The 26,247-nt window shown below is 38.1% G+C and carries 28 protein-coding genes; 25 read left to right on the top strand and 3 right to left on the bottom strand.

Annotated elements, in window-relative coordinates; all coding sequences use genetic code 11:
* Positions 1-37: 37 nt before the first annotated feature.
* Entirely contained in the window at positions 38-538 is a 501-nt protein-coding gene (gene ilvN, locus G611_RS0110720) for an acetolactate synthase small subunit (protein ID WP_028243599.1), read from the top strand.
* Between the two features lie 33 nt (positions 539-571).
* On the top strand, positions 572-1,600 hold the full coding sequence (ilvC, locus tag G611_RS0110725) for a ketol-acid reductoisomerase (RefSeq protein ID WP_028243600.1): 1,029 nt from the start codon (positions 572-574) through the stop codon (positions 1,598-1,600).
* Between the two features lie 57 nt (positions 1,601-1,657).
* Here the strand turns inward: ilvC and G611_RS0110730 are convergent, their stop codons facing one another.
* On the bottom strand, positions 1,658-2,467 hold the full coding sequence (locus G611_RS0110730; RefSeq protein ID WP_028243601.1) for a hypothetical protein: 810 nt from the start codon (positions 2,465-2,467) through the stop codon (positions 1,658-1,660).
* Between the two features lie 89 nt (positions 2,468-2,556).
* Between G611_RS0110730 and G611_RS0110735 the strand changes: the two genes are divergently transcribed.
* The 10 genes from G611_RS0110735 (at position 2,557) to thiI (ending at position 12,379) form a co-directional block, all read left to right on the top strand.
* On the top strand, positions 2,557-3,288 hold the full coding sequence (locus G611_RS0110735; protein ID WP_028243602.1) for an AzlC family ABC transporter permease: 732 nt from the start codon (positions 2,557-2,559) through the stop codon (positions 3,286-3,288).
* The gene (locus G611_RS0110740; protein ID WP_028243603.1) at positions 3,278-3,586 is read left to right on the top strand and encodes an AzlD domain-containing protein; all 309 of its coding nucleotides are present in this window, start codon (positions 3,278-3,280) and stop codon (positions 3,584-3,586) included. The genes G611_RS0110735 and G611_RS0110740 overlap by 11 nt, the downstream gene beginning before the upstream one ends.
* Before the next feature lie 87 nt (positions 3,587-3,673).
* Positions 3,674-4,651 (top strand): diaminopimelate dehydrogenase, encoded by a 978-nt coding sequence (locus G611_RS0110745; protein WP_196801568.1) that lies wholly within the window; start codon positions 3,674-3,676, stop codon positions 4,649-4,651.
* 110 nt (positions 4,652-4,761) lie between these two features.
* Entirely contained in the window at positions 4,762-5,628 is an 867-nt protein-coding gene (locus G611_RS0110750; RefSeq protein WP_028243605.1) for a hypothetical protein, read from the top strand.
* Positions 5,629-5,726: 98 nt separating this feature from the next.
* Positions 5,727-7,397: a glutamine--tRNA ligase/YqeY domain fusion protein gene (locus G611_RS0110755; RefSeq protein ID WP_028243606.1), complete on the top strand. Its 1,671-nt coding sequence runs from the start codon at positions 5,727-5,729 to the stop codon at positions 7,395-7,397.
* A 38-nt stretch (positions 7,398-7,435) separates the two neighbouring features.
* Positions 7,436-8,284, top strand: coding sequence for a DUF2225 domain-containing protein (locus G611_RS0110760; protein ID WP_028243607.1), 849 nt, complete (start codon positions 7,436-7,438; stop codon positions 8,282-8,284).
* A 60-nt stretch (positions 8,285-8,344) separates the two neighbouring features.
* Positions 8,345-9,301, top strand: coding sequence for a 50S ribosomal protein L11 methyltransferase (prmA, locus tag G611_RS0110765; protein WP_028243608.1), 957 nt, complete (start codon positions 8,345-8,347; stop codon positions 9,299-9,301).
* 3 nt (positions 9,302-9,304) lie between these two features.
* Positions 9,305-10,033 (top strand): RsmE family RNA methyltransferase, encoded by a 729-nt coding sequence (locus G611_RS0110770; RefSeq protein ID WP_028243609.1) that lies wholly within the window; start codon positions 9,305-9,307, stop codon positions 10,031-10,033.
* Positions 10,034-11,182, top strand: a complete 1,149-nt coding sequence (locus G611_RS0110775; RefSeq protein WP_028243610.1) for a cysteine desulfurase family protein — start codon at positions 10,034-10,036, stop codon at positions 11,180-11,182.
* A gap of 15 nt (positions 11,183-11,197) precedes the next feature.
* A complete protein-coding gene (thiI, locus tag G611_RS0110780) occupies positions 11,198-12,379 on the top strand; it encodes a tRNA uracil 4-sulfurtransferase ThiI (RefSeq protein ID WP_028243611.1) in 1,182 nt (393 codons plus the stop codon).
* Positions 12,380-12,436: 57 nt separating this feature from the next.
* Here the strand turns inward: thiI and G611_RS0110785 are convergent, their stop codons facing one another.
* Entirely contained in the window at positions 12,437-12,667 is a 231-nt protein-coding gene (locus G611_RS0110785) for an HPr family phosphocarrier protein (protein ID WP_028243612.1), read from the bottom strand.
* A gap of 117 nt (positions 12,668-12,784) precedes the next feature.
* Here G611_RS0110785 and mtaB point away from each other — a divergent pair, with 117 nt between their 5' ends.
* The 11 genes from mtaB (at position 12,785) to yajC (ending at position 22,519) form a co-directional block, all read left to right on the top strand.
* Complete coding sequence (mtaB, locus tag G611_RS0110790; RefSeq protein ID WP_028243613.1) at positions 12,785-14,110, top strand: tRNA (N(6)-L-threonylcarbamoyladenosine(37)-C(2))-methylthiotransferase MtaB; 1,326 nt, start codon at positions 12,785-12,787, stop codon at positions 14,108-14,110.
* 65 nt (positions 14,111-14,175) lie between these two features.
* Positions 14,176-14,442, top strand: coding sequence for an IreB family regulatory phosphoprotein (locus G611_RS0110795; RefSeq protein WP_028243614.1), 267 nt, complete (start codon positions 14,176-14,178; stop codon positions 14,440-14,442).
* Positions 14,442-14,867, top strand: a complete 426-nt coding sequence (ruvX, locus tag G611_RS0110800) for a Holliday junction resolvase RuvX (protein ID WP_028243615.1) — start codon at positions 14,442-14,444, stop codon at positions 14,865-14,867. Before G611_RS0110795 ends, ruvX begins: the two co-directional genes overlap by 1 nt.
* Before the next feature lies 1 nt (position 14,868).
* On the top strand, positions 14,869-15,132 hold the full coding sequence (locus G611_RS0110805) for a DUF1292 domain-containing protein (protein WP_028243616.1): 264 nt from the start codon (positions 14,869-14,871) through the stop codon (positions 15,130-15,132).
* A 21-nt stretch (positions 15,133-15,153) separates the two neighbouring features.
* Positions 15,154-16,830: a ribonuclease J gene (locus G611_RS0110810; RefSeq protein ID WP_028243617.1), complete on the top strand. Its 1,677-nt coding sequence runs from the start codon at positions 15,154-15,156 to the stop codon at positions 16,828-16,830.
* A gap of 1 nt (position 16,831) precedes the next feature.
* Positions 16,832-17,479: an O-methyltransferase gene (locus tag G611_RS0110815; protein WP_028243618.1), complete on the top strand. Its 648-nt coding sequence runs from the start codon at positions 16,832-16,834 to the stop codon at positions 17,477-17,479.
* Positions 17,476-18,702, top strand: coding sequence for a peptidase U32 family protein (locus G611_RS0110820; protein ID WP_028243619.1), 1,227 nt, complete (start codon positions 17,476-17,478; stop codon positions 18,700-18,702). The genes G611_RS0110815 and G611_RS0110820 overlap by 4 nt, the downstream gene beginning before the upstream one ends.
* 24 nt (positions 18,703-18,726) lie before the next feature.
* Positions 18,727-19,782, top strand: coding sequence for a lactonase family protein (locus G611_RS0110825; protein WP_028243620.1), 1,056 nt, complete (start codon positions 18,727-18,729; stop codon positions 19,780-19,782).
* Positions 19,783-19,840: 58 nt separating this feature from the next.
* Entirely contained in the window at positions 19,841-20,935 is a 1,095-nt protein-coding gene (aroC, locus tag G611_RS0110830; protein WP_028243621.1) for a chorismate synthase, read from the top strand.
* On the top strand, positions 20,932-22,068 hold the full coding sequence (gene tgt / locus G611_RS0110835; protein WP_028243622.1) for a tRNA guanosine(34) transglycosylase Tgt: 1,137 nt from the start codon (positions 20,932-20,934) through the stop codon (positions 22,066-22,068). Before aroC ends, tgt begins: the two co-directional genes overlap by 4 nt.
* Before the next feature lie 106 nt (positions 22,069-22,174).
* Positions 22,175-22,519 carry a preprotein translocase subunit YajC gene (gene yajC, locus G611_RS0110840; RefSeq protein ID WP_242824278.1) on the top strand — a complete coding sequence of 115 codons (345 nt, stop codon included), beginning with the start codon at positions 22,175-22,177 and terminating at the stop codon, positions 22,517-22,519.
* 46 nt (positions 22,520-22,565) lie between these two features.
* Here yajC and G611_RS14740 read toward each other — a convergent pair whose 3' ends face one another.
* Complete coding sequence (locus G611_RS14740; RefSeq protein WP_051195226.1) at positions 22,566-23,420, bottom strand: putative ABC transporter permease; 855 nt, start codon at positions 23,418-23,420, stop codon at positions 22,566-22,568.
* A gap of 164 nt (positions 23,421-23,584) precedes the next feature.
* Between G611_RS14740 and secG the strand changes: the two genes are divergently transcribed.
* A complete protein-coding gene (secG, locus tag G611_RS0110850) occupies positions 23,585-23,827 on the top strand; it encodes a preprotein translocase subunit SecG (protein ID WP_028243624.1) in 243 nt (80 codons plus the stop codon).
* A 53-nt stretch (positions 23,828-23,880) separates the two neighbouring features.
* Positions 23,881-26,136 carry a ribonuclease R gene (rnr, locus tag G611_RS0110855; RefSeq protein WP_028243625.1) on the top strand — a complete coding sequence of 752 codons (2,256 nt, stop codon included), beginning with the start codon at positions 23,881-23,883 and terminating at the stop codon, positions 26,134-26,136.
* Positions 26,137-26,247 lie beyond the last annotated feature (111 nt).

Here is a 26,247-nt window from a genome sequence, read left to right on the forward strand (position 1 = left end):
GCACATTGGAGAATAAGGTTTTAGGAGAGTAATACTTATGGAATCTAAAAAAGTTCTTTCTATTTTAGTAGAAAACACACCAGGTCTTACAAGCCGTATTTCCGGCTTATTTTCAAGAAGAGGATATAATATCGATAGTTTTTCAGCAGGTGTCACTGCTGATCCTAGATACACTCGTGTCACCATTGTTACACATGGGGATGACATGATCTTGGAGCAGATTGAAAAACAGGTTTCAAAGCTTACAGAGGTTGTTGATCTTAAAGTTTTAAAGCATGGTCAATCTGTTAAGAGAGAACTTATGCTTGTAAAGATTTCTGCAAGAAGCAATGAGCGTCAGGATGTTCTTACTATTGTAGAGATTTTCCATGGTAAGGTTGTCGATGTTACACATGATTCTATGATTCTTGAGCTTACAGGAAACCAGGATAAGCTTGAAGCATTCTTAGATATGCTAGGAGACTATGATATCTTAGAGCTTGCTCGTACAGGTCTTACAGGACTTACACGTGGCTCTGAAGATGTTGTAATCCTTTAAACACATATAAATTTACAATAGGAGGATAAAGGTATGTCACAGGAAGCAAGAATTTTTTATCAGGAAGATTGTAATCTTTCATTATTGAAGGGTAAGACTATAGCTATTATCGGATATGGTAGCCAGGGTCATGCACACGCTCTTAACCTTAAGGAGAGTGGATGTGATGTCATTATTGGTCTCTATGAAGGTTCTAAATCATGGGCTAAGGCTGAAAAGCAGGGCCTTACAGTATATACAGCAGCAGAAGCAGCAAAGAAGGCTGATATCATCATGATTCTTATCAATGATGAGAAGCAGGCTGATATGTACAAGAAAGACATTGAGCCAAATCTTGAGGCTGGAAATATGCTTATGTTTGCTCATGGTTTCAATATTCACTTTGGATGCATCAAGCCACCAGCAGATGTTGATGTTACTATGATTGCACCAAAGGCACCAGGTCATACAGTACGTTCTGAGTATCAGGCAGGCAAAGGTACACCTTGTCTTGTAGCTGTATATCAGGATGCTACAGGTAAGGCTCTTGATCTTGCACTTGCTTATGGTGCTGGTATCGGTGGCGCTCGCGCAGGTATTCTTGAGACAACATTTAGAACAGAGACAGAAACAGACCTCTTTGGTGAGCAGGCTGTTCTTTGTGGTGGCGTTTGTGCTCTTATGCAGGCTGGATTTGAGACACTTGTTGAAGCAGGATATGATCCAAGAAATGCATACTTTGAGTGCATCCATGAGATGAAACTTATCGTTGACCTTATTTATCAGTCAGGCTTTGCTGGAATGAGATATTCTATTTCAAATACAGCAGAATACGGTGATTATGTTACTGGTCCAAAGATTATCACAGAGGATACAAAGAAGGCTATGAAGCAAATCTTAAGTGATATTCAGGATGGTACATTTGCTAAGGAATTCTTACTTGATATGTCTCCAGCAGGACGTCAGGTACATTTCCAAGCTATGAGAAAGCTTGCATCTGAGCATCCATCAGAGAAGGTCGGAGAAGAAATCCGTAAGTTATATTCTTGGAACAACGAAGAAGACAAGTTTATAAACAACTAAGATAATAAAATGAGCCACCCGTAGCTTCCAAGGTTTGAAAGTAACGGGTGGCGTTTTTTATGCGTCACGGAAGTTTTTATTTCGGAAAAATTTATATAAATGGGAGGAGATTTTGATTTCTGTGTAGACATCAGCATATTCTCTAGGTGAATATTCGGTGATGTAGTTAACTGGAAAGGATTTAGTCATTCCTCGTGATCTACATAAATCAACCGCCTTGTTATATGCAATTGCTGCAGTAGCCTCATCATTATATCTTCCTACTATGAAGTCCCCATTTAAATGAATCTTTGCGGCGTAAACAGTTTTTCCCTTTTTGGTTTCTTTATAAACTCCATGATACTTATTTACAACAATGATGTTAGAGTATCGATAATCAGTATCATCACCATTTGCAAAGATATAATCTTTACCTTTTATGCTGTATGGTTTGATGCCATATCGGCCTAAAATGTTGTATTGCATGCCATAATCACTAACAAACATGTGATTACCACGATTTTGGATTTTGTGACTTGAATAGTAAAACAAATCGTCATTATCGAATTTTAAAGCGGTAGATTTATCTAAGTAGTATAAAAAATAGTTTTTCTGAAGATAAATCGGTGTTTTTATATAGATATGATTATCTCTCAAATTAATTAACGTAACGCACTTATCGAAAGACAGATTTTTGATTTTGGATTGACAGTTAAGTATGGAAAGCTTTTTATCTTTCAGAATTACCCAGGCCTCGTCGTAGGCATTTGCACATTCAGCTTCAGAAGAGAAGCTGCCAATGCTTATATGCTTTCCGTTATATGTAATGTTACCTCTATAATAGGTACTACCATCTTTTTTTGTAGTTTTATAAACCCCTGGTTCCATAAACTCCTCCTTTGACTACCTCAATTATTATTTTACACAATTGCGAAAGGGAAAGTTTTAAAATTCAGTGAAATAAAAGGATACATTGTATGAACTTTAATATTGAAAACAATACAAAGAAAGCTTTTTTATCAGGTGCCGTAGACGGATTTCCAATAGGTCTTGGATACTTTGCAGTATCCTTTTCTCTTGGAATATTTGCTAAGCAGGTGGGATGTGGTGCTATAGCCGGAATAATTAATTCCTTCCTTAATCACGCAAGTGCAGGAGAATATGCGGTATATTCAATGATTGGAATAGGGGCATCCTATATCGAAATGGCAGTAATGACATTGATTGTTAATGCTAGATATTTGCTAATGTCCACTGCATTAAGTCAACGAATTCACCCGGATACTCCTATGATTCATAGAATTGGAATAGGCTTTCATGTGACAGACGAGCTTTTTGCCATATCGTTAAATCGGCCAGGCTATATTAACCCAATTTATTGCTACGGTGCTTTTCTAGTTGCAGTTATAGGCTGGTGTGCAGGAACTGCTACCGGAATTATAGCAGGGGGAATATTGCCAGGAAGATTAGTCAGTGCCTTATCAGTTGCTTTATACGGAATGTTTTTAGCCTGCATTATGCCAGAGGCAAGGCGACATAAGCTTGTAGGTATTCTTATTATAATAAGCTTCATTTTAAGCTACATTGCAAATGAAGCAGCTATATTTGCAAAGATATCAAGTGGTACCAAAACAATTATTCTTACTGTAGTAATAGCATCTGTTGCAGCTATTATATTCCCACATCCGGAGGTAGAAGATGACGACTAATCCATATATTTATATATTGGTAGCGGCAATAGTCAGTACGGTTATCAGAGTGTTGCCGGTTACAGTATTTAGAAAGCCTATCAAGAATAGATTTATAAGGTCTTTTCTGTATTATGTTCCATATGTCACCCTGGCTGTCATGACATTTCCTGCTATCATTCATGCTACTCAAAGCAAAATATCAGGAATTCTTGCCCTGGTAGTAGGAAGCGTTGCAGCATGGTTTAATTTGAGCCTGTTTAAAGTTGCCTGCATCTGCTGCGGTGTAGTTTTTATTGCAGAATTAGTTCTTTGTTAATATCTTTTTATAAGATTTTTTAATTGCATAAAATCAAATTCGTATATATAATTGTGACGAAATGATTTTTATTTGGAGGAAAACATCATGATTAAAGTTGGAATTTTAGGTTATGGCAATTTAGGACGTGGTGTTGAAGCTGCTGTCACAAAAAGTGATGACATGGAGCTTGTTGCTATTTATACAAGAAGAGATCCAAAAACAGTTACAGTAAAGACTAATACTACAGTTAAATCTACAGCTGATTTGGATACTGGTAAGGAAGATATTGATGTACTTGTTATCTGTGGTGGTAGTGCAACAGATTTACCTGAGATGACACCAAAGTACGCTAAGCTTTACAATGTTATCGATTCATTTGATACACATGCAAGAATCCCAGAGCACTTTGCAAACGTAGATAATGCTTCAAAGGCTGCTGGTAAAATCGGTCTTATCTCATGTGGATGGGATCCAGGAATGTTCTCATTAAATCGTCTTTATGCTACATCTATTTTACCAGATGGTCAGGCATATACATTCTGGGGAAAGGGCGTTAGCCAGGGACACTCAGATGCAATCCGTCGTATTGAAGGTGTTGTTGATGCAAGACAGTATACAGTACCTGTAGAGGATGCATTAAGAAGAGTTAGAAATGGTGAGAATCCAGAGCTTTCTACTAGAGAAAAGCATACTAGAGAATGCTATGTTGTTGTAGAAGAGGGCGCTGATAAGGCACGTATCGAAAAAGAAATCAAAGAAATGCCAAACTATTTCTCGGATTACGATACAACAGTAAACTTTATTTCAGAAGAAGAACTTAAGAAGAACCACAGCGGTTTACCACATGGTGGAAGCGTAATATATACTGGTGAAACAGGCTTTGATGGAAATAAGCATGTTATTGAATACAGCTTAAATCTTGACTCAAATCCAGAGTTCACAGGTGCAGTTCTTACAGCTTATGCAAGAGCAATTGATCGCCTTAACAAAGAGGGCGTGACAGGTGCTAAAACAGTATTTGATATTGCTCCAGCATACTTATCACCAATTTCTGCTGATGAGCTTAGAGCGCACTTCTTATAATCTAATTTATATTAAATAAATATTTGTAAAATTAGTTGCTAACATAGGCTTTAAAGGTTTATAATCTTTAAAGTCTATATTTATGTGCATTTTTATCGGGAGGTTTACAATTGCTAGAAAAATTAGAGAAGAAATTCGGTAAATACGCCATTAATAATCTTATTGTTTATTTGTTAGCAGGCTATGCTATCGGATATTTATTACAGTTTGGACAACGATTTACAGGGGTTCCATACATTAACTATCTTACATTGGAGCCTTATTATATATTACGTGGCCAGGTCTGGAGACTCATATCATGGGTTCTCATTCCACCAGATACAAGCATAATTTGGGCACTGATTATGTTTATGCTTTATTATCAGCTTGGTTCTGTGCTAGAACAAACCTGGGGTGCCTTCAGATTTAATGTTTACATCTTTGGCGGTATGCTGTTTACCGTGCTTGGTGCATTTGTTGTGTTTGCACTTTATGGAGGCACTATACCAGTAGGTATTATTGGTGCCACTACCAGTACCTACTACATTAATTTGTCAATATTTCTTGCATTTTCTACTTGTTTTCCAGATATGCAGGTTATGTTATATTTCATCATTCCTATTAAGATGAAATGGATGTCTATTTTTTACTTAGTGGTTATTGGATACGAAGTAGTTAACGCTATTATTGCAGGGGCATTCTATGCTGCAGTACCAATCATCGCATCATTACTTAATTTCTTCATCTTCTTTATGATGACTAGAAATATGAGTAGATTCAATCCAAAGGACATTCACAGACGTGCTGAGTTTAAGCGTGCGGCTACACCACCTCGTACTCAGTACAGAGATGGCACACCTATTGCCAGACATAAGTGTGCAGTTTGCGGTAGAACAGAGCTTAGCAATCCAGAGCTGGAGTTCAGATTTTGTAGCAAGTGTAATGGCAATTATGAATATTGCTCAGACCATTTGTTTACGCATACACATATACACTAAATTTAAGATTTTAAGAGGGGACACCCTCATCAGTCAGCTATGCTGACAGCTTCTCCCAGAGGGAGAAGCCTATAGAAACAGAAGGGACAGTATAAGAAATGAGTGAAGAAGCAGTTAGCAAAAATTTTATTGAGCTTGAAATTGACAAGGATTTAAAGGATGGCGTATACGATCATGTATGTACACGTTTCCCACCTGAGCCAAATGGTTATTTGCACATTGGTCATGCTAAGTCAATTATCTTAAATTATGGTCTTGCTAAGAAATACAACGGCGAGTTCCACATGAGATTCGATGACACTAATCCTACAAAGGAAAAGGTTGAGTTCGTTGATTCTATAAAGGCTGATATTAAGTGGCTTGGAGCAGATTGGGGTGACCATCTTTACTTCGCATCTAATTATTTTGACAGAATGTATGAAGTTGCTGTAGATCTTATCAAAAAGGGCTTAGCATACGTTTCAGATCTTTCAGCTGAAGAAATGAGAGAGTACAGAGGTGATTTCGAACACCCAGGAAAGGATGACCCAAACAGAAATCGTTCAATCGAAGAAAACCTTCAGATGTTCGAAGATATGAAGGCTGGTAAGTACGAGGATGGAAGTCATACACTTCGTGCAAAGATTGATATGGCGTCACCTAACATCAACATGCGTGATCCAATCCTTTACAGAGTTGCTCACATGACACACCACAATACAGGTGATAAGTGGTGCATTTACCCAATGTACGATTTTGCTCATCCACTTGAGGATGCGTTCGAAAATATTACACATTCTATTTGTACACTAGAGTTTGAGGATCATAGACCTCTTTATGATTGGGTAGTTAAGGCAGCAGGCTTTGCTAATCCACCACGTCAGATAGAGTTCGCTAAGATGTACCTTACAAACGTTGTTACAGGTAAGCGTTACATTAAAAAGCTTGTTGAGGATGGAATTGTTGATGGATGGGATGACCCACGTCTTGTTTCAATCGCAGCATTACGTCGTCGTGGTTTTACACCAGAATCTATCAGAAAGTTCGTTGAGCTTTCAGGCGTATCAAAGGCTAATTCTTCATCTGACTATGCTATGCTTGAGTATTGCATCAGAGAAGACCTTAAGACAAGCAGAGGCCGTGTAATGGCTGTTCTTGATCCAGTAAAGCTTGTTATTGATAACTATGAAAGCGATGATGTTGAGTGGCTTGAGGCTCCTAATAACCTTGAGAACCCTGAGCTTGGTAGCCGTCAGGTCCCATTTGGTAAGGAGCTCTACATCGATAGAGAAGATTTCATGATTGAGCCACCTAAGAAATACTTCAGATTATACCCTGGAAACGAAGTTCGTCTTATGAATGCATACTTCGTTACATGTACATCATACGAAACAGATGAAAATGGCAAGGTAACATGCATCCACTGTACATACGACCCAGCTACAAAGGGTGGAGATGCTCCAGATGGCCGTAAGGTAAAGGGAACAATCCATTGGGTAGCAGCTAAAACTGCTCTTAAGGCAGAGGTCCGTCTCTACGAAAATATTGTGGATGAGGAAAAAGGAGTGTATAATGAAGATGGTAGTTTGAATCTTAATCCAAATTCTCTTACAGTTCTTAAGGATTGCCTTGTAGAGCCTTCATTAAAGGGTGCAAAGGCTTATGATAGCTTCCAATTTGTAAGACAGGGATTTTTCTGCGTAGATGCTAAGGATTCTAAAGAGGATGCATTAGTATTTAACAGAATTGTTTCTTTAAAGAGTTCTTTCAAATTACCAACAAATAACTAATAACTCATCAATAGTGATCTACAGAAAAGGATTGCAGCATGAATTTATTATCGGGAATGGAAAAATTTGGTTTCTCCATGGATGGAGAGCTAGACATTTTGGCTGATGAAAAGCCAAAGAAAGAGGCCGCTGCCGCTCAAAAGGCAGCTCCTGTAGTGAAGCAGGAAAAGGATTTTATTATTGATAAGAAGGTTCGTTGTCCAGTTTGTGACAAGGAATTTCCTATCAAGGCTGTGCTTGCCACAAAGCTTAAAAGATTAGAGCCTGACTTTGATTTGCGCCCTAATTATGAGCATGTTGATAAATGTAAATATGACTTCATGTCATGCCCATATTGTGGTTATTCAGCCCTTGATACAACTTTTTCAAAGATTGATACAGCCCGCGTAAAGCTTATCAGAGCAGAGTTTTGCCCTAGCTTTAAGCCACAGAAGGAAGAGCTTGCTGAAACCTATTCATACGAATATGCAGTAGAAAAGTTCAAGCTGGCCCTTATCTGCACCATGAAAAAACGTGCAAAGATGTCTGAAAAAGCTTATGTTTGCCTTAAGATTGCCTGGCTTCGCCGTGCACAGCTTAAGGAATTAGAAGGCAACAAAGATGCTGACCCAAAGGTTGTAGAAATGCTTCAAAAGGAATACGATGGCTTCTACGCCCAGGCTTACGAAGGATTCATGAAAGCAATTTCTCAGGAAACACCACCATATTGTGGAATGGCTTCTGAGGCGGTAGAATTTATGCTGGCAAACATGTCGGTATATTATAAAAAATACGATGCAGCTATGAAAATCATTGCAAGACTGATTCAATCAGCTAGCACATCCCGAAAGCTCAAGGATAAATGTGTCGAGCTTAAGGAAAAGATTGTTGCAGAACAAGGTGAATAGATTTTTACGAACTGCCAATAGGTGGAAATTCCTACGTGGCAGTTCTTTTTTGAGGTTAATATGAATTGGATTAAATATTCTATAAATACAACTACAGATGCAGAGGATTTCGTTAGTGCAATGCTTATGGAATGTGGCATTGTCTCAATAGAAATCGATAATAACGTACCAGTTTCAGGTGAGAAGCAGGGCGGAGAATTTAAAGAGCTTCAGCCAGATTTACCAACAGATGATGGGACTTCAAAGGTTTGCTTTTATCTCGGAGATGATGAAGACCACGAATCACTTCTTTCACAGGTTAAGGCAGGTCTTTTAGAGCTTAAAGAAACAATGGATATAGGAGAGGGCACAATCGATACTTCTGTTACAAAGCAGGAGGATTGGATTAACAACTGGAAGCAGTTCTTCAAGTCCTTCTATATCGATGATATCCTCATTAAGCCTACATGGGAGGAAATCGCACCAGAGGATAAGGGTAAGATTTTTGTTGAAATCGACCCAGGAGTTAGCTTTGGTACTGGTAAGCATGAGACAACTCAGCTATGCATTCGTCAGCTTAAGAAATACGCTAAGGCTGGTGATGAAATCTTAGATATTGGTTGTGGAAGCGGTATCCTTTCTATCATCGCAAACAAACTATTAGATGGTAAATGCCATTTAGTAGGAACAGATATAGATGAAGATTGTATCGAATCTACCTATGAGAATTTTGAGGTAAATGGTATTCCTAAATCAGCTGGAGATTTCTATGTTGGAAATCTTACAGAGGATAAGGATTTACAGGATAAGGTTGGTTACGAAAAATACGATATAGTAGTTGCAAATATTCTTGCAGATATTATAATCGGTATGGCACCAGCTATATATCCTACGCTTAAGAAAGGTGCTTATTTCATATCTTCAGGAATCATTGATTTCAAGGAGAATGAGGTTAAGGAAGCTCTTGAAGCTGTAGGACTTACTATTGTAGAAATTAATCATCAGGGAGAGTGGGTGAACATCACCGCTCGTAAATAGGCTATGCAACAGATATTTGTAAATGACAATCCAATTGATAATAGCTTTGTTATAACAGGTGATGATATGCATCACCTTGTTAGGGTGGTTCGTCTTAAGCGTGGAGAGGTAATACGTGTTTCCACAGCTGCAGGCTCTAATTTCCTATGCGAAGTTAGTGATATTACGGATAAGGAGCTTATCGCAACAGTTAAAGAGGAGGTACCATCTACCGAGCTTTCCAACAAAATCTATCTTTTCCAGGCCTTGCCAAAGGGCGACAAAATGGAAACTATAATAGAAAAATGTGTTGAGCTTGGTGTTTATGAAATCATTCCAGTTGAAATGAAAAACTGTATAGTTAAGCTGGATGATAAAAAGAAAAAGTCAAAGCTTACAAGATATCAGACTGTGGCAGCTACAGCAGCAAAGCAGTCAAAGCGCTCAATAATTCCGCAGGTTCATGATTTTATGACCTACAAGGAAGCTTTCGAATATGCAAAGAGCCTGGATATTAATTTGCTCCCATACGAAAGCAAAAATGGCATGAAGGATACCTTTGATGTTTTGGATTCCATAAAGCAGGGTCAAAGCATTGGTGTATTTATCGGGCCAGAGGGCGGTTTTGACCAGTCTGAAATTGATTTAGTAAAAGATAGCTGCAGTATTATTTCTCTTGGTAGAAGAATACTTAGAACTGAAACTGCCGCTATTTGTACACTTTCTATGTTGATGCTTAAATGTGAGGTTTAAATGATTTACTTTGATAATTCAGCTACCACCAGATGTTCTGATGGTGCTATGAAAATAATGCAGGAATGTTTGCAGGAAAACTTTGGTAATCCCTCATCACTTCATAAAATGGGATATAGAGGTAAGGATTATCTTAAAGAATCTAGAGAAATAATTGCAGGAATCCTTAAATGTCAGCCTAAGGAAATCTATTTTACCAGCGGCGGTACAGAAGGAAATAACTTAGCTATCCGCGGGGCTGCAGAGGCTAAAAAGCGTCTTGGCAAGCACATCATCACTACAAAGATTGAACACGCCAGCGTTCTTAACCCTGTAAAAGCTCTTGAAAAGGAAGGCTTTGAGGTAACTTATCTTGGTACAGATGAATATGGAGTTGTCTCTTTAGACGAGCTTAAAGCTGCATTAAGAGAAGATACTATTTTAGTATCAATGATGATGGTAAACAACGAAATCGGAAGTCTTCAGCCAATAGCAGAGGCTTGTAAAATCGTTAAGAAGGCAAATCCAGATATCATTTTCCATACAGATTGTATTCAGGCATTTGGAAAAATGACAATTATTCCAAAAAAGCTTGGAATTGATATTCTTACAGTTAGTGGACATAAGATTCATGGACCTAAGGGTTCAGGATTTATATATATTAAAGACAAGGTTAGAGTGGTTCCTCAGATTTTAGGCGGAGGACACGAAAGCGGTATGCGTTCTGGTACAGAAAATGTTCCAGCTATTGCTGCTCTTGGTGTAGCTGCTAAGGAAGCTTATGATAATCTTGACAATAACAGAGAGCATTTGTATGCTTTAAAAGCCAGATTAATAGAAGGTGTAGAATCAATTGATGGTGTTCAGGTTAACGGCCACACAGGAGAGGACAGTGCACCACAGATTGTCAGCGTTTCTATTAAAGGCAACAGAACCAGAGCACAGGTTATGCTCAATGCTTTACAGGACGGATACGATATTTATGTTTCTGCAGGCTCAGCATGTTCTTCAAACAAGCCTGCTATCAGCGAGACTCTTAAATCTATCGGTCTTGAAAAGGATTTATTAGAGAGAACAATAAGGTTTAGCTTTTGCCCAGAGAATACCTTTGAAGAGGTAGATGCAGCAATAGCAGCCCTTAAAGATTTAGTACCAAAGATGGTTTTATAGTTAAAGGAAGGTAATATGACATATCAGGCATTTTTGATTAAGTATTCAGAAATCGGCGTAAAAGGTAAGAACCGTTATGTGTTTGAGGATGCATTAGTACGTCAGATTAAAAGAGCCCTTGATTCAGTTGAAGGGCATTTCGTTGTTAAGAAGCAGAGCGGAAGAATCTTTGTTTCTGTTGATGGTGAGTATGATTATGATGATGCAGTAGATGCTTTACAGCATGTATTTGGTATCAGCGCAATCTGTCCTACAGTAGTTGTCCCTGATGAAGGCTTTGATAAGCTTGCAGAGGCAGTAGTTAAGTATGTTGATGAAGAATTCGAGGATAAGAATTTCTCATTTAAGGTATTTGGACGTCGTGCTAATAAGCAGTATCCAATGACATCTATGGAGGTTGCTGCAGAGGTTGGAGCAAGACTTCTTGATGCATTCCCAGAAATGAGAGTAGATGTACATAATCCAGATAGAATCATTTACGTTGAAGTAAGAGAGAACATTGCTATTTATTCTACAGAAATCCCAGGACCACATGGTATGCCTGTTGGTACAGCTGGTAAAGCAATGCTTCTTCTTTCAGGTGGTATTGATTCACCAGTTGCTGGTTATATGATTTCAAAGCGTGGTGTTACACTTTCAGCTACATATTTCCATGCACCACCTTATACTTCAGAGCAGGCTAAGCAGAAGGTTGTTGACCTTGCAAAGCTTGTTGCAAAGTACTCAGGACCAATCGATTTACATATTGTAAACTTCACTGATATTCAGTTATATATTTATCAGCAGTGTGCTCATGAGGAGCTTACTATCATCATGCGTCGTTACATGATGCGTCTTGCTGAATATTTCGCTAAGCAAAACGATTGTATCGGACTTGTTACAGGCGAATCAATTGGACAGGTAGCCAGCCAGACAATGCAGTCTCTTAACTGTACAAACGCTGTTTGCTCACTTCCAGTTTACAGACCACTTATCGCTTTTGATAAGCAGGATATTGTAGATATTTCAGAAAAGATTGATACATACGAGACATCTATTTTACCATATGAGGATTGCTGTACTATATTTGTAGCTAAGCATCCTGTTACAAAGCCAAAGCTTGAGGCTATTGAAAAGCACGAGCATTTATTAGATGAGAAGATAGATGAGCTTATGCAAGCTGCAATAGACAGTGTAGAAATTATAAAAGTAAGATAAAAAAATATGAGCTTTGCTATTAAGCAAAGCTCATAAATATTTACTAGGTATAAAAGATTAAACGATGTAATCCTTTAATGTTGACATTACGTCTTCAGCATCTCCCTCAGCGTGTACTGTAAGGTCGATAGGCTTTGATAAATCAAGTGAGAAAATACCCATGATTGACTTAGCATCGATTACATAACGTCCGCTAACAAGATCAAAATCATAGTCGAACTGACTGATTGTATTAACAAATGACTTTACCTTGTCAATTGAGTTAAGAGAAATTTGAACTGTTTTCATTCTGCTTGCCTCCTCCAAAGTTTTTGTATGGTTTAATACTAAAGCAATGGTATGTAAAAGTCAACAAACTCTTTGGTTTTTCAATATTTTTAGTGATTATAGAAAGGTTTTAAATTCATGAAAAAGGCTGCTTTACACAACCTTGGTTGCAAGGTTAATGCATACGAAACAGAGGCTATGGAAGAGCTTCTTAAAAAGGATGGCTTCACTATAGTGGACTTTAATGAGGAAGCTGATGTTTATGTAATAAATACATGCTCAGTGACGAATATCGCCGATAGAAAATCTCGCCAGATGATTCATAAATGTAAAAAGCTTAATCCAGATGCCTGTGTAGTAGCAACTGGATGTTATGTTCAGAACTTTGGCAAGGATATTGCTGATGAATTAGGCGCAGATATTATTCTTGGAAATAACAAAAAGAACGACTTAGTTATTATGATTCACGAATATTTTGATAAGCTTGATAAAAATGATGGTCCTATTTTGGATTATTTTGATATAAATGATGGCAATGTTGATTACGAGGATATGCTTATTGAAAAGGATTCAGAGCATACCAGAGCATTCGTTAAGGTTCAGGATGGCTGCAATCAGTTCTGTAGCTATTGCATTATTCCATTTGCTAGAGGTCGAATCAGAAGTAGAGCAATCGATGATGTTGTAAATGAGGTTACAGGTCTTGCAAAGGCAGGCTATAAAGAGGTTGTAATCACAGGTATTCATCTTAGCTCATTTGGTACAGGAACAGAATTTGGATTAGCAGATTTGCTTGAAGCTGTTCAAAACATAGATGGTATTGAAAGAATCAGAATGGGTTCCTTGGAACCTCAGATTGTTACAGAGGATTTCGCAAAGAGAGTTTCAGCATTATCTAAGATGTGCCCACATTTTCATTTATCTCTTCAATCAGGCTGCGACAGCGTGCTTGTAAGAATGAATAGAAAATACTCTATTGAAGAATATACAAAGGGCGTTGAAATTCTTAGAAAGTATTTTGATAATCCAGCTATTACAACAGATATAATTGTAGGCTTCCCAGGTGAAACTGAAGAAGAGTTTGATACTACATTGAATTATGTAGATTTTATAAAGTTTGCGGAGCTTCATGTTTTTGCTTACTCAAAGAGAGCAGGAACAAAGGCTGCAAAAATGCCAGGACAGATTACAAACGCTGCTAAAAAGGAAAGAAGCGCAAAGCTTATTTCTCTTGGCTTGGAAAAAACAAAAGAATATAGAATGTCTTTTATAGGAAAAGAGCTTGATGTTCTTTTTGAGGAAAGACAAACCATAGATGGTGAAGAATATTTTGTAGGCTTTTCTAAGGAATATATTAAATGCATGATTAAAGCTGATGATAAAGATTTATCTAACACTATATTAAAGGTTAAGGCAACAGAAATTACACCAGATTATGAGCACTTGCGTGTTGAAATTTGCTAGTTTCTATATTAATATTAAAGTAATAACTTGTAACGTGGCTAAATTTGAGTAAAGACGAGGTAGATATGGCAGATTTAAGTAACACTCAATATTTTAAAGTTCAGAAGGAAAATCCAGTTGGTGTAAAGGATGTGATTGAGCAGGTATACAGCGCTTTATCAGAAAAGGGCTATAATCCTGTAAATCAGATTGTTGGATACATCATGTCTGGAGATCCTACATACATCACCAGTCATAATAATGCAAGAAGCCTTATTATGAAGGTTGAACGTGATGAGCTGGTTGAAGAAATGCTCAAGGAATATATTGAAAATGAGAGCTGGAGTAAGTAATGAGTGGTAGAATACTCGGCCTTGATTATGGAACAAAGACAGTAGGGGTCGCAATTAGTGACCCTTTACTTTTGACTGCACAGGAATTGGAAACAATCACTAGAGAAAGAGCAAGCGCTTTGCGTCACACTTTAGTTCGCATTAAGGATATCTGTGAAGAATACGGTGTTGAGCTTATCGTTTTAGGATACCCTAGAAACATGGATGATAGCGAAGGCTTTAGATGCGAAGACACACTTAAGTTCAAGGAGCTTCTAGAAAAACGTGTCAGCATTCCAATTGCCTTAGTTGACGAACGACTTACTACAGTCTATGCTGATGAGATTCTTGAGGAATCTGGTGTAGCTAAAAAAGATCGTAAGAAATATATAGACCAAATTGCCGCAGCAATTATTTTACAGGATTATTTGGATAATAGGAGTTAATATGGAACCAATTATTTTACCAGGCGAAGATGGAAATGATATTAAGTTATTTGTTGTAGAAGAAACTATGCTTTCTGGCAACAAGTATTTATTAGTATGCGATAACGACAATGAGGACGAGGATGCTGAAGCGTCTATCCTCAAAGAGGTTTCTGTAGAAGGAGACGAGAGTGTCTACGAATTCGTAGAGGATGACGTTGAATTTGAAGCAGTTGCAAAGTTATTTGATGAGTTAGTTGGCGAGGATGCCGACTTGGATTATTAATTAAAATTAGGAGGTTATTTTTTGAAAAAGAAAACTGAAAACACAGCTGAAAGGCTAAAGATTATTCCACTTGGAGGTCTAGAGCAAATCGGCATGAATATTACTGCCTTTGAATATAAAGACAGTATTATTGTGGTGGATTGCGGACTTTCCTTTCCTGAGGATGATATGTTGGGCGTGGATCTGGTTATTCCAGATATAACATATCTTAAGGATAATCAGGATAAGCTTAAGGGATTCTTCATTACTCATGGCCACGAGGACCATATTGGTGCAATCCCTTATGTATTTAAGGAGCTTAATGTTTGTCCAATCTATTCGACAAAGCTTACAAACGGATTGATTGAGCATAAGCTTGAAGAGCACAAAATGCTTACAAAGGTTAAGCGTAAGGTTGTTAAATACGGTACACATATTAATGCAGGAGATTTCAGAGTTGAATTTATCCGTACTAACCATAGTATTCAGGATGCTGCAGCTCTTGCTATTTATTCTCCAGCAGGAATCATTGTGCACACAGGAGATTTCAAGGTTGATTACACACCAGTTTATGGTGACCCAATCGATTTACAGCGTTTAGGTGAAATCGGCAAAAAGGGTGTACTTGCTCTAATGTGCGATTCTACAAACGCAGAGCGTCCTGGTTTTACAGCATCTGAAAAGACTGTTGGTAAGACTATTGATTCAATCTTCGCTGATAACGATAGCAGCCGTATCATTATCGCAACATTTGCATCAAATGTAGATAGAGTTCAGCAGATTATTAACTCTGCAGACAAATATGGTCGTAAGGTATGTGTAGAAGGTCGTTCAATGGTTAACACCATCGAGACAGCTTCAAAGCTTGGATATTTACATATTCCAGATAATACACTTATCGATATCGAATCACTTAAGTCATATCCAGACGAGAAGGTTGTTCTTGTTACAACTGGTTCACAGGGTGAATCAATGGCAGCTCTTTCTCGTATGGCTAACGGAACTCACAAAAAGGTTCAGATTAAGCCAGGTGATATGATTGTATTTTCTTCTCATCCAATCCCTGGTAATGAGAAGGCAGTTTCAAATGTTATCAACGATTTAACTATGCGTGGAGCTGAAATCGTTATGCAGGATGTTCATGTTTCAGGACATGCTTGCGCCGAAGAAATAAAGCTTATTTATTCTTTGGTACGTCCACAGTTTTCAATTCCAGTTCATGGCGAGTACAAGCATTTGGTTGCTCAGGCTAAAATTGCAGAGTCTTTAGGCTGGGATCACGATCATATCAAAATCCTTCACTCAGGTGATGTTTTAGAGCTTGGTGATAACTATTCGAAGATTGCTGGTCATGTTCATACTGGTGCTATCATGGTTGATGGTATCGGTGTTGGCGATGTTGGAAACATCGTTTTACGTGACAGACAAAAGCTTGCTGAGGATGGAATCATCATCGTTGTACTTACACTTGATGGTGCTTCTGGTACAGTACTTGCTGGTCCAGATATTGTATCTCGTGGTTTCGTTTACGTTAGAGATTCAGAAGACCTTATGGAAAGTGCTAGAGCAGTACTTGCAGATACAATGGACGTTTTACAAGAAAAGAATATTACTGATTGGAACAAAATTAAGGGTGATATCAGAGACAATCTTTCTGATTTCGTATGGCATGAAACACAGCGCCGTCCAATGATTATTCCAATCATCATGGAAGTTTAAAATGATTGTAGATGAAAGATATACTACTTATCTAAACAGTCTCTACCCTGAGCTTGATGAAACACTTTCTTCAATCCGCAAGGAAGCCAGAGAGAATTTCGTACCTATCATCAGGGATGAGACAATCAATCTTCTTACAACACTTATTACTATGAATAAGCCTAAGAGGATTTTAGAGGTAGGCGCAGCAGTTGGATTTTCCGCATGTCTTATGGCTAAGTGTGCAGGTGAGGATGCTCTTATTACAACTATTGAGAATTATCCACCTAGAATTCCAATTGCAAAAGATAATATTAAAAAGATGGGCTATGAGAATCAAATCACCCTTATTGAAGGTGATGCTATGGAGGTTCTTCCTACCTTGGATGGTCCTTTTGATTTTGTATTTATGGATGCGGCAAAGGGACAGTACATCAATTTTTGGCCAGAAATCAAACGTCTTACAGCAGATGCTGGTGTTATAGTTACCGACAATGTTTTACAGGATGGTGACATAATAGAATCCAGATACGCTATCACAAGACGTAATCGTACCATTCACAAACGAATGAGAGATTATCTTTACGAGCTTACCCATGATGAAGGCTATACAACAACGATATTGCCATTGGGGGATGGAGTTAGTATTAGTGTGAAAGGAATAAAATGAGAGAAACAGAATTACTAGTTCCTGCAAGCAGCCTAGAGGTTCTTAAGGTTGCAGTTATTTATGGAGCTGATGCGGTTTATATTGGTGGAGAAGTTTATGGTCTTAGAGCCAAGGCTAAGAACTTCTCAAAGGAGGATATGATAGAGGGTATTCGCTTTGCCCATGAGCATGGTGTAAAGGTTTACGTTACTGCTAATATCCTTGCCCATAATGGTGATTTAGAGGGTGTTAAGGAATACTTTAAAGAGCTTAAGGAGATTAAGCCAGATGCTCTTATTATTGCAGACCCAGCTATATTTATGTTAGCAAAGGAAATCTGCCCAGATATTGAAAGACATATCAGTACTCAGGCTAACAACACAAACTATGGTACATACAAGTTCTGGCATGATCTTGGCGCACACCGTGTTGTTTCAGCTAGAGAGCTTTCTTTAGAAGAAATTAAAGAAATCAGAGCAAATATTCCTGATGATCTTGAAATTGAAACCTTCATTCACGGTGCTATGTGCATTTCATATTCAGGAAGATGCTTGCTATCTAACTATTTTACAGGAAGAGATGCAAACCAGGGTGCTTGCACACATCCATGTAGATGGAAGTATGCTGTAGTAGAGGAGCAGCGTCCAGGCGAATACCTTCCAGTATACGAAAACGAGCGTGGAACATATATCTTCAATTCAAAGGACCTTTGCATGATTGAGCACATACCTGATTTACTTTCATCAGGTATCGACAGCTTCAAAATCGAAGGCCGTATGAAGACAGCCCTTTATGTTGCAACAGTTGCTCGTACATATCGTAAGGCTATTGACGATTGCAAGGAATCTGAAGAGAAATATCTTGCTAACTTAGATTGGTATAAGGAACAGATTTCAGCTTGTACTTATCGTCAGTTTACAACAGGATTTTTCTATGGTAAGCCATCAGAAGAATCTCAGATATACGATAATAACACATATAATATTGGCTATACTTACCTTGGAATTGCAGGTCCTAAGAATTCTGAAGACTACTTCGAAATCGAGCAGCGTAATAAATTTTCTGTAGGTGAAACTATTGAAATTATGAAGCCAAATGGTGATAATATAGAAGTACAAGTTCTTGGAATTAAAAATGAAGAGGGCGAGGATATGGAATCTTGTCCACATCCTAAGCAAAAGCTATTTATTAAATTAAGTGTTACACCTGATGAATTTGATATTCTAAGAAGAAAAGAAGCATAATATTTAGTTACGAGGAGAATACAAATGGCAGATAGTAAATATGTAGCTTATGTAGGCACTTACACACATGAGACTAGTGTTGGTATCTATGTTTATGATGTAAATCCAGACACTGGAGTATTAACAGAAAGAAGTGTAGCGCCTATTAATAACCCATCTGATATTATTAATTCACATGACAATAAATACCTTTATTCAATTGCAGATGAAGGTGTTGCAGCATTCAAGATTCTTGAAAATGGTGACTTAGAGAAAATCAACCAGGAATGGGTTGGTGGTATGAGAGGATGTAACCTCTGTGTTGATTCTCAGAATAGATATTTATTTGTTGCAGGCTATCATGATGGCCGTGTAACAATGATGAAGTTAAACGACGATGGCTCAATTGCTGGTATTGCAGATGGTATTTTCCATCAGGGTATTGGTAAGTCAGTTGCTGACAGACCACTTTACCCACACTGTACATGCGTTGAGCTTACAAAGGATGAAAGATTCCTTTGCGTTGTAGAAAACGGATTACATCAGATTAAAATCTACGAGGTAGATTATGATTTAGGTAAGCTTCGTCTTGTAGATATTGTTAGATGTACTATGGGTTCTGCACCTCTTAGAATGAAGTTTTCTAAGGATGGTAAATACGCTTACGTTATTACAGAAATGTCTAACGAAATCCTTGTTTATGATTATCATATTATTGGAGATCATCCAGACTTCGAATGTATTCAGACTGTATCTCTTTTAGTTGGTGTTGATGAGGAAATCAGTACTGGTACAAACATTAAGTTTGGTGATGATGACAAGTTCTTATATGCCAGTGTAGATGGTCTTAATGCAATTTGCATGTACGAAAGAGACCCAAGATCTGGAAAGATTAAGTATTTCTCACACAGCTTTATTAGTGGCGATTATCCTAAGAGCTTTGCAGTTCTACCTGGAGATAAATACTATGTATCACTTAACCACGATACAAACGAAATCAGAAGCTTTACTATTGATAAAAAGGCTGGACATTCATTAATGCAGAATGCTCCAATAAAGATTGCTAAGCCTAACAGTATTGTTGTTGTTAAGATTAAATAGCTTGTAGTAAGGGCTGGTTTTACAGCCCTTTTTTCTTTTTTACCATAGGGAGGTTACAATGTCAGGTTCAACTTTTGGAAGCAGAATTACAGTTACTACTTGGGGAGAGTCACACGGCAAAGGTGTTGGTGCTGTCATAGACGGCATCCCTGCTGGGTTAAAGCTTGATGAAAGCGATATTCAAATCTATTTGGATAGGAGAAAACCTGGACAGTCCAAGTTTACAACAGCTAGAGCGGAATCTGATAAGGTTACTATTTTATCAGGTGTTTTTGAGGGAGTAACAACGGGAACACCTATTTCTGTTATGGTAGAAAATAATGACCAGCATTCAAAAGATTATAGCAACATAGCTAAAAGTTTTAGACCAGGTCATGCAGATTATGGTTTTATAGAAAAATATGGTATTCGTGATTACAGAGGTGGCGGACGCTCATCTGGAAGAGAAACCATTGGCCGAGTTGCTGCCGGCGCTATTTGTGCAAAGCTTTTAGCAGAGCTTGGTGTTACTGTTTGTGCATATACTAAATCTATCGGAGATATTAAAATCTATGATTTTGATTTATCTGAAAGAGATAACAATGCACTTTGCATGCCAGATCCTACTGCTGCTAAGAAAGCAGAGGAATATCTTGAGGCTTGCATGCTTAATAACGATAGCGCAGGAGGCGTTATAGAATGCTTAATTACTGGTGTGCCTGCTGGTGTGGGTGACCCGGTGTTTGATAAATTAGATGCTTGTCTTGCAAAGGCACTAGTATCAATCGGTGCTGTTAAGGGTGTTGAAATTGGAGATGGCTTCGCAGTTTCCAAAACTGTAGGCTCTATTAACAATGACAAATTCAAAATGGAAGATGGTCAGGTTACAAAGCTTACAAATCATAGCGGAGGCATATTAGGTGGTATATCTGATGGTGATGATATTATTGTCAGATGCGCAATAAAGCCTACTCCATCTATTGCTCAAGCACAGCAGACAGTTAACGAAGCTCATGAGGATACAACAATCGAAATTCATGGCAGACATGATCCTGTTATTGTACCAAGAGCGGTTGTAGTTGTGGAAGCAATGTGTGCACTTACTATTTGCGATGCAATGTTTTCTCATATGACAGACAGATTAGATTATATTAAGGAGTTTTATAAGAATTGAAGTATGAATTATTAAAGACAGAAGGGAGAGCCAAAAGAGGTCGTTTCCATACAGTTCATGGTGTAATTGAAACACCAGTATTCATGAATGTTGGAACTGTAGCGGCTATCAAGGGTGCTGTCTCTACTGACGATTTAAGACAAATCAAGACTCAGGTAGAGCTTTCAAATACTTATCATCTTCACGTTAGAACAGGTGATAAGCTTATCAAAGAGCTTGGTGGTCTTCATAAATTTATGGCATGGGACAAGCCAATCCTTACAGATTCAGGCGGATTCCAGGTATTCTCTCTTGCAGGTATCAGAAAGATTAAAGAAGAAGGTGTTACCTTTAATTCTCATATCGATGGCCGCAAGATTTTCATGGGTCCAGAGGAGTCTATGCAGATTCAGTCTAACCTAGGCTCTACAATAGCTATGGCATTTGATGAATGTCCACCAGCTCTTGCAGAACGTAAATACGTAGAGGATTCTGTTGCTCGCACAACCAGATGGTTACATAGATGTAAGGCCGAAATGGCTCGTCTTAATTCATTAGATGACACAATCAATAAAGAGCAGTTATTGTTTGGTATCAATCAGGGCGCCATCTATAACGACATTAGAATTGAGCATGCTAAAACCATCTCAGAGCTTGATTTACCAGGTTATGCTGTTGGTGGTCTTGCTGTTGGCGAAAGCCATGAGCAGATGTACGATGTGCTTGATCACGTGGTTCCATACCTTCCACAGAATAAGCCAACATATCTTATGGGTGTAGGTACACCTGCTAATATTTTAGAGGCAGTAGAGCGCGGTGTTGATTTCTTTGACTGTGTATATCCAAGTAGAAATGGTCGTCACGGTCATGTGTATACTAATCATGGTAAGCTTAACCTTTTCAATCAGAAGTTTGAAAAGGATATGAGACCAATAGAGGAAGGCTGCGGCTGCCCTGCATGTCGTACCTATTCTAGAGCTTACATACGTCATCTTCTTAAAGCAAAGGAAATGCTTGGAATGAGACTTTGTGTTCTTCATAATCTCTATTTCTATAATACAATGATGGAAGAAATAAGAGATGCTCTTGATGCAGGAATGTTTGCAACTTATAAGAAGAACAAATTGGCTTCAATGGAAGCAGGAGAGGATTAATATTAAATAAATATTAAAATCTAGCTTTTTTGTTGCCATTAAATAGATTTTTTTGTAGAATATTTTATAGTGATTTGGCGAAAGCCGTTAGTAGGAGGATAATCTAATGTTAAACAATGGAATGTTACTTGCTGCAACTGGTATGAACAGTTCAATCAGCTTGATTATTTGGGTAGTAGTTCTTTTTGTATTCATGTATTTCTTCATGATTCGCCCACAGCAGAAGGAGCAGAAGGAAAAGACAGCTATGATGTCTGCTCTTGAAATCGGTGATACTGTTCTTACTACAAGTGGTTTTTATGGTGTTGTTATTGCTATTCCTGATGACACAACAGTTATCGTAGAGTTTGGTAGCAATAAGAACTGCCGTATTCCAATGCAGAAGGCTGCAATCTCTCAGGTTGAAAAGCCAGAGGATGCTGTTAAGACTACAGAAGAGAAGACTAAATAATAAATAGCTTAAAAAATGCTTCCCATAATTGGGAAGCATTTTTGTTTTATTTTTTTCGATTACGAAGATATTGAGAACCTTTATTTAAAAGAGATTTTGTTGAGGCAACAGGATGTGTGAATTTAGCAATGTGTCTAAACTGACCACGCTGAGTCTCAGTTGCGTTTTTAATCCATTCTTTAACGGCTTCAGATGAAAGCTGTTCTTTGATTTCTTCAATACGTTCAGATGTAAGCTCCTTTTTAACGAAGGCAGCTTCTTTCTTTTCAGCGGCTTTTTCAATTCTAGCGATTTTAGATTCGTTAAAGGTGTTTTGGAATAGTTCAATTCGTTCTGACATCTGAGTGTTAATCTGCTCATTGATTCGTTCGAAATCCTTGGCGAAGGTAGTAAGAGCAGATACTGTTAATGCCAAATCCATTCCAAATAGGAACATAAACAATAAAGCTAAAAATTCAATGAAAGTTTGAGGAACATGACTCATGCCAAACATAATCGGTGGTATAATAAACTGTGTGACGATGATACCTGCTATACCAAAACATAGGGTAAATGGTAAACAAACTCGTCCGTTTATGTTAAGTGGCATATCTGAATAGTCCCACCATCTAGCATTGAATCTTTTTTCCAAAGCATAGGATGTGAAATATTCTAAGAAGAAAGAACCAATGGAGCATATACAAAAGATGGTGATGTAAGATGCGTTGTGTAGCGCATTAAAGGGTAAATCTATAAATACTATTTGGGCTAATGTAGCTCCTACACCATATAATGGAATACAGGGCCCATACAAGAATCCACGGTTTTGCCATGTTTTTTCATGAATGGTGCAGTAGCAGGTTTCGTATATCCAACCAATAAAACTGTAGATAATAAAATAGACAAAATAATTGCTTAGCATAATAATCCCCCTTTTTGCATATGTTATAGTATAAAGTAATTGTGGTCATATTTAAAGTAAATGTTGTCAAATTCACTTGAATTAAGTATGGGGCTATGATATACTTCAACTGTTGCGGAACCCGTAACAGTTATAAAAATTAAGCCTATAAATGGGAGGCAATTATGCAGGCATTAAAGATAGTTCTTATTTTTTTATTAATCGCTATATGTGTGGCACTCACAGTTATTATTCTTTTCCAGGAAGGAAAGCAGAACGGACTTGGTTCTTTATCAGGACAGCAGTTTGATTCATACTGGAGCCGTAACAAGGGTCGCTCTAGAGAGGGCTTACTTGTAAAGCTCACAAGCGTTTGCGTTATACTTTTCTTCGTACTTTCAGCAGTACTTAATATTGGAAGATTTTAACAAGGACTTAACAAGCCACCCTTAGGGGTGGCAATTTTATTATTAGGAGGCATATGAAAGAATTCGATAAACAAAAGCATTTTTTGATGGATGTTTTTAAAAGTCAGGCCTATATTCCTATGAAGAAAAAGGAATTAGAGATTCTTCTTGACGTTGAAAAAGACAAGCGAGGAGAATTTGCTGAGGTCCTTAAGGAATTGGTAGACGAAGGAGCAGTGGAGATTACTAAGCGCGGCAAATATCAGATACCTGAAAACAAGCAGAAATTTGTTAAGCTTAAAGACCACAAATCCAAGAAACCATCAAAGGCAGAAGCTGCCAATAGAAAGCAATCTTTAAACCAGGTTGCTAAGAATGCTAATAGACCTAAAAATGAAAATATCGAACCTGATATCATAGGAAGATTCATTTCACATAAGGATGGATATGGATTTATAGAGGTAGATGGCAGTGATGAGGATTATTTTGTTAGCAGAGACAACACAGGCTTTGCTATGCAGGATGATACTGTTGCTGCTGTGCTTACTTTTGGTGCGCCAGGCAAGCGTCAGGAGGCAAGAGTTATTAGAATTATAACTCATGGTTTTTCTGATGTTGTCGGTACATACGAAAAGAGCTCAGGCTTTGGCTTTGTTGTAGCTGATAGCAATAAGTTAGATCGTGATATCTTTATCCCAGCAGGTAAGGATATGGGCGCAGTTACTGGTCACAAGGTTGTATGTCATATTGAAGATTACGGTGATGACAGCCACAAGCCAGAAGGTGTTATTACCGAAATTATCGGTCATAAAAATGACCCAGGAGTAGATATATTATCAATAGTTCGTGGCTTTGGAATTGAACCAGAATTCCCAAATAAGGTTTTAAAGCAGGCCACTACTGTAGCTAAGCCTGTATCAGAGGCTGATATGGCTGGAAGAAATGACCTTAGAGAATTACCTATCGTCACTATTGATGGTGAAGATACAAAGGATATAGATGATGGTGTTTCTCTTGTAATGGATGGAGAAAACTATGTGCTTGGTGTTCACATTGCTGATGTTACTAACTATGTCCAAGAATCATCAGCACTTGATGTGGAGGCTTTAAAGCGTGGAACATCTGTATATCTTGCAGACAGAGTTATACCCATGTTGCCACACACCCTTTCAAATGGAATGTGCTCATTAAATGAAGGAGAAGATAGACTTGCTCTTTCATGTATAATGACCTTCAATCCAAAGGGCGAACTTATGGACCATGAAATCTGTGAATCTGTCATTCACAGTAAGCATCGCATGACATACACTAACGTATATGCGATAATGACTGGGGACGAGGAAATCAGAGCACAGTACGCTGATGTTTCTGAGATGATTGACAAGATGTATGAGCTCTCTAAGATTCTTAGAGCTAAGCGTAAGAAGAGAGGCTCAATCGATTTTGATTTCCCAGAGACTCACATTATCATTGACGAAAATGGTAAGGTGGTTGGTCTTGCACCATATGAAAGAAACGATGCTCATAAGCTTATAGAGGATTTCATGCTTGCTGCTAACGAAACAGTAGCAGAGCATTTCTCACTTATGGAGTCACCTTTTGTATATCGTGTCCATGGAGCACCAGACCCAGAAAAGATGCAGACACTTGCAAGATTCCTTGGAGCCTGTGGCTACAGCCTTAAGGGCAATAAGGACAGCATTCATCCAAAGGAAATCCAAAAGATGCTTGAGTCATTAGCTGGACATGAGGATGAAGCAGTCATTACTAAAATGACACTTCGCAGCATGCAACAGGCTAGATATGATACGGAATGTAAGGGACACTTTGGCCTTGCGGCACAGTATTATTGTCACTTTACATCTCCAATCAGAAGATATCCTGATTTACAGATTCATCGTATTATAAAGGATCATCTTCGCGGTAGAATGAACGAGCGTAAGATTTCTCACTACGAATCAATTCTTCCACAGGTAGCTCTTGAAACCAGCAAGCTGGAGCGTAGAGCAGAAGAATGTGAGCGTGAGGTAGACAAGCTGAAGATGGTACAGTTCATGAAGGAATTCATAGGACAGCAGTTTGAAGGAACTATATCATCAGTTACTGGCTGGGGTATGTATGTAGAGCTTGAAAACACTGTCGAAGGACTTGTACATGTATCTACACTTTATGATGATCACTATGATTTCATCGAAGAGAATCTTACACTTGTAGGAGAACGCACAGGACGTACCTTCAAGCTAGGCCAGCCTGTAACCGTAATCCTAGATTCCGTAGACGAAAACGCCCGTACTATTGATTTCATTCTAGAGGAGTTCCAACGTTTTTAGAAAAGATTTTATTCTAACCAACTTAAGATAGCTTGTAGTTAACAAAATATTATAATTCTAAAGCGAAGCTTCCTATGCTGAGCGTAGAATTATAATTTTTGTTAACGTAAC

The sequence above is a fragment of the Pseudobutyrivibrio ruminis AD2017 genome (assembly GCF_000424305.1).
Taxonomy (GTDB): Bacteria; Bacillota; Clostridia; order Lachnospirales; family Lachnospiraceae; genus Pseudobutyrivibrio; species Pseudobutyrivibrio ruminis_B.

Coding starts and splice junctions, on each gene's coding strand:
- ilvN (WP_028243599.1), top strand. CDS start 38: ATGGAATCTAAAAAAGTTCTTTCTATTTTAGTAGAAAACACACCAGGT.
- ilvC (WP_028243600.1), top strand. CDS start 572: ATGTCACAGGAAGCAAGAATTTTTTATCAGGAAGATTGTAATCTTTCA.
- G611_RS0110730 (WP_028243601.1), bottom strand. CDS start 2,467: ATGGAACCAGGGGTTTATAAAACTACAAAAAAAGATGGTAGTACCTAT.
- G611_RS0110735 (WP_028243602.1), top strand. CDS start 2,557: ATGAACTTTAATATTGAAAACAATACAAAGAAAGCTTTTTTATCAGGT.
- G611_RS0110740 (WP_028243603.1), top strand. CDS start 3,278: ATGACGACTAATCCATATATTTATATATTGGTAGCGGCAATAGTCAGT.
- G611_RS0110745 (WP_196801568.1), top strand. CDS start 3,674: ATGATTAAAGTTGGAATTTTAGGTTATGGCAATTTAGGACGTGGTGTT.
- G611_RS0110755 (WP_028243606.1), top strand. CDS start 5,727: ATGAGTGAAGAAGCAGTTAGCAAAAATTTTATTGAGCTTGAAATTGAC.
- G611_RS0110760 (WP_028243607.1), top strand. CDS start 7,436: ATGAATTTATTATCGGGAATGGAAAAATTTGGTTTCTCCATGGATGGA.
- prmA (WP_028243608.1), top strand. CDS start 8,345: ATGAATTGGATTAAATATTCTATAAATACAACTACAGATGCAGAGGAT.
- G611_RS0110770 (WP_028243609.1), top strand. CDS start 9,305: ATGCAACAGATATTTGTAAATGACAATCCAATTGATAATAGCTTTGTT.
- G611_RS0110775 (WP_028243610.1), top strand. CDS start 10,034: ATGATTTACTTTGATAATTCAGCTACCACCAGATGTTCTGATGGTGCT.
- thiI (WP_028243611.1), top strand. CDS start 11,198: ATGACATATCAGGCATTTTTGATTAAGTATTCAGAAATCGGCGTAAAA.
- G611_RS0110785 (WP_028243612.1), bottom strand. CDS start 12,667: ATGAAAACAGTTCAAATTTCTCTTAACTCAATTGACAAGGTAAAGTCA.
- mtaB (WP_028243613.1), top strand. CDS start 12,785: ATGAAAAAGGCTGCTTTACACAACCTTGGTTGCAAGGTTAATGCATAC.
- G611_RS0110795 (WP_028243614.1), top strand. CDS start 14,176: ATGGCAGATTTAAGTAACACTCAATATTTTAAAGTTCAGAAGGAAAAT.
- ruvX (WP_028243615.1), top strand. CDS start 14,442: ATGAGTGGTAGAATACTCGGCCTTGATTATGGAACAAAGACAGTAGGG.
- G611_RS0110805 (WP_028243616.1), top strand. CDS start 14,869: ATGGAACCAATTATTTTACCAGGCGAAGATGGAAATGATATTAAGTTA.
- G611_RS0110815 (WP_028243618.1), top strand. CDS start 16,832: ATGATTGTAGATGAAAGATATACTACTTATCTAAACAGTCTCTACCCT.
- G611_RS0110820 (WP_028243619.1), top strand. CDS start 17,476: ATGAGAGAAACAGAATTACTAGTTCCTGCAAGCAGCCTAGAGGTTCTT.
- G611_RS0110825 (WP_028243620.1), top strand. CDS start 18,727: ATGGCAGATAGTAAATATGTAGCTTATGTAGGCACTTACACACATGAG.
- aroC (WP_028243621.1), top strand. CDS start 19,841: ATGTCAGGTTCAACTTTTGGAAGCAGAATTACAGTTACTACTTGGGGA.
- yajC (WP_242824278.1), top strand. CDS start 22,175: ATGTTAAACAATGGAATGTTACTTGCTGCAACTGGTATGAACAGTTCA.
- G611_RS14740 (WP_051195226.1), bottom strand. CDS start 23,420: ATGCTAAGCAATTATTTTGTCTATTTTATTATCTACAGTTTTATTGGT.
- secG (WP_028243624.1), top strand. CDS start 23,585: ATGCAGGCATTAAAGATAGTTCTTATTTTTTTATTAATCGCTATATGT.
- rnr (WP_028243625.1), top strand. CDS start 23,881: ATGAAAGAATTCGATAAACAAAAGCATTTTTTGATGGATGTTTTTAAA.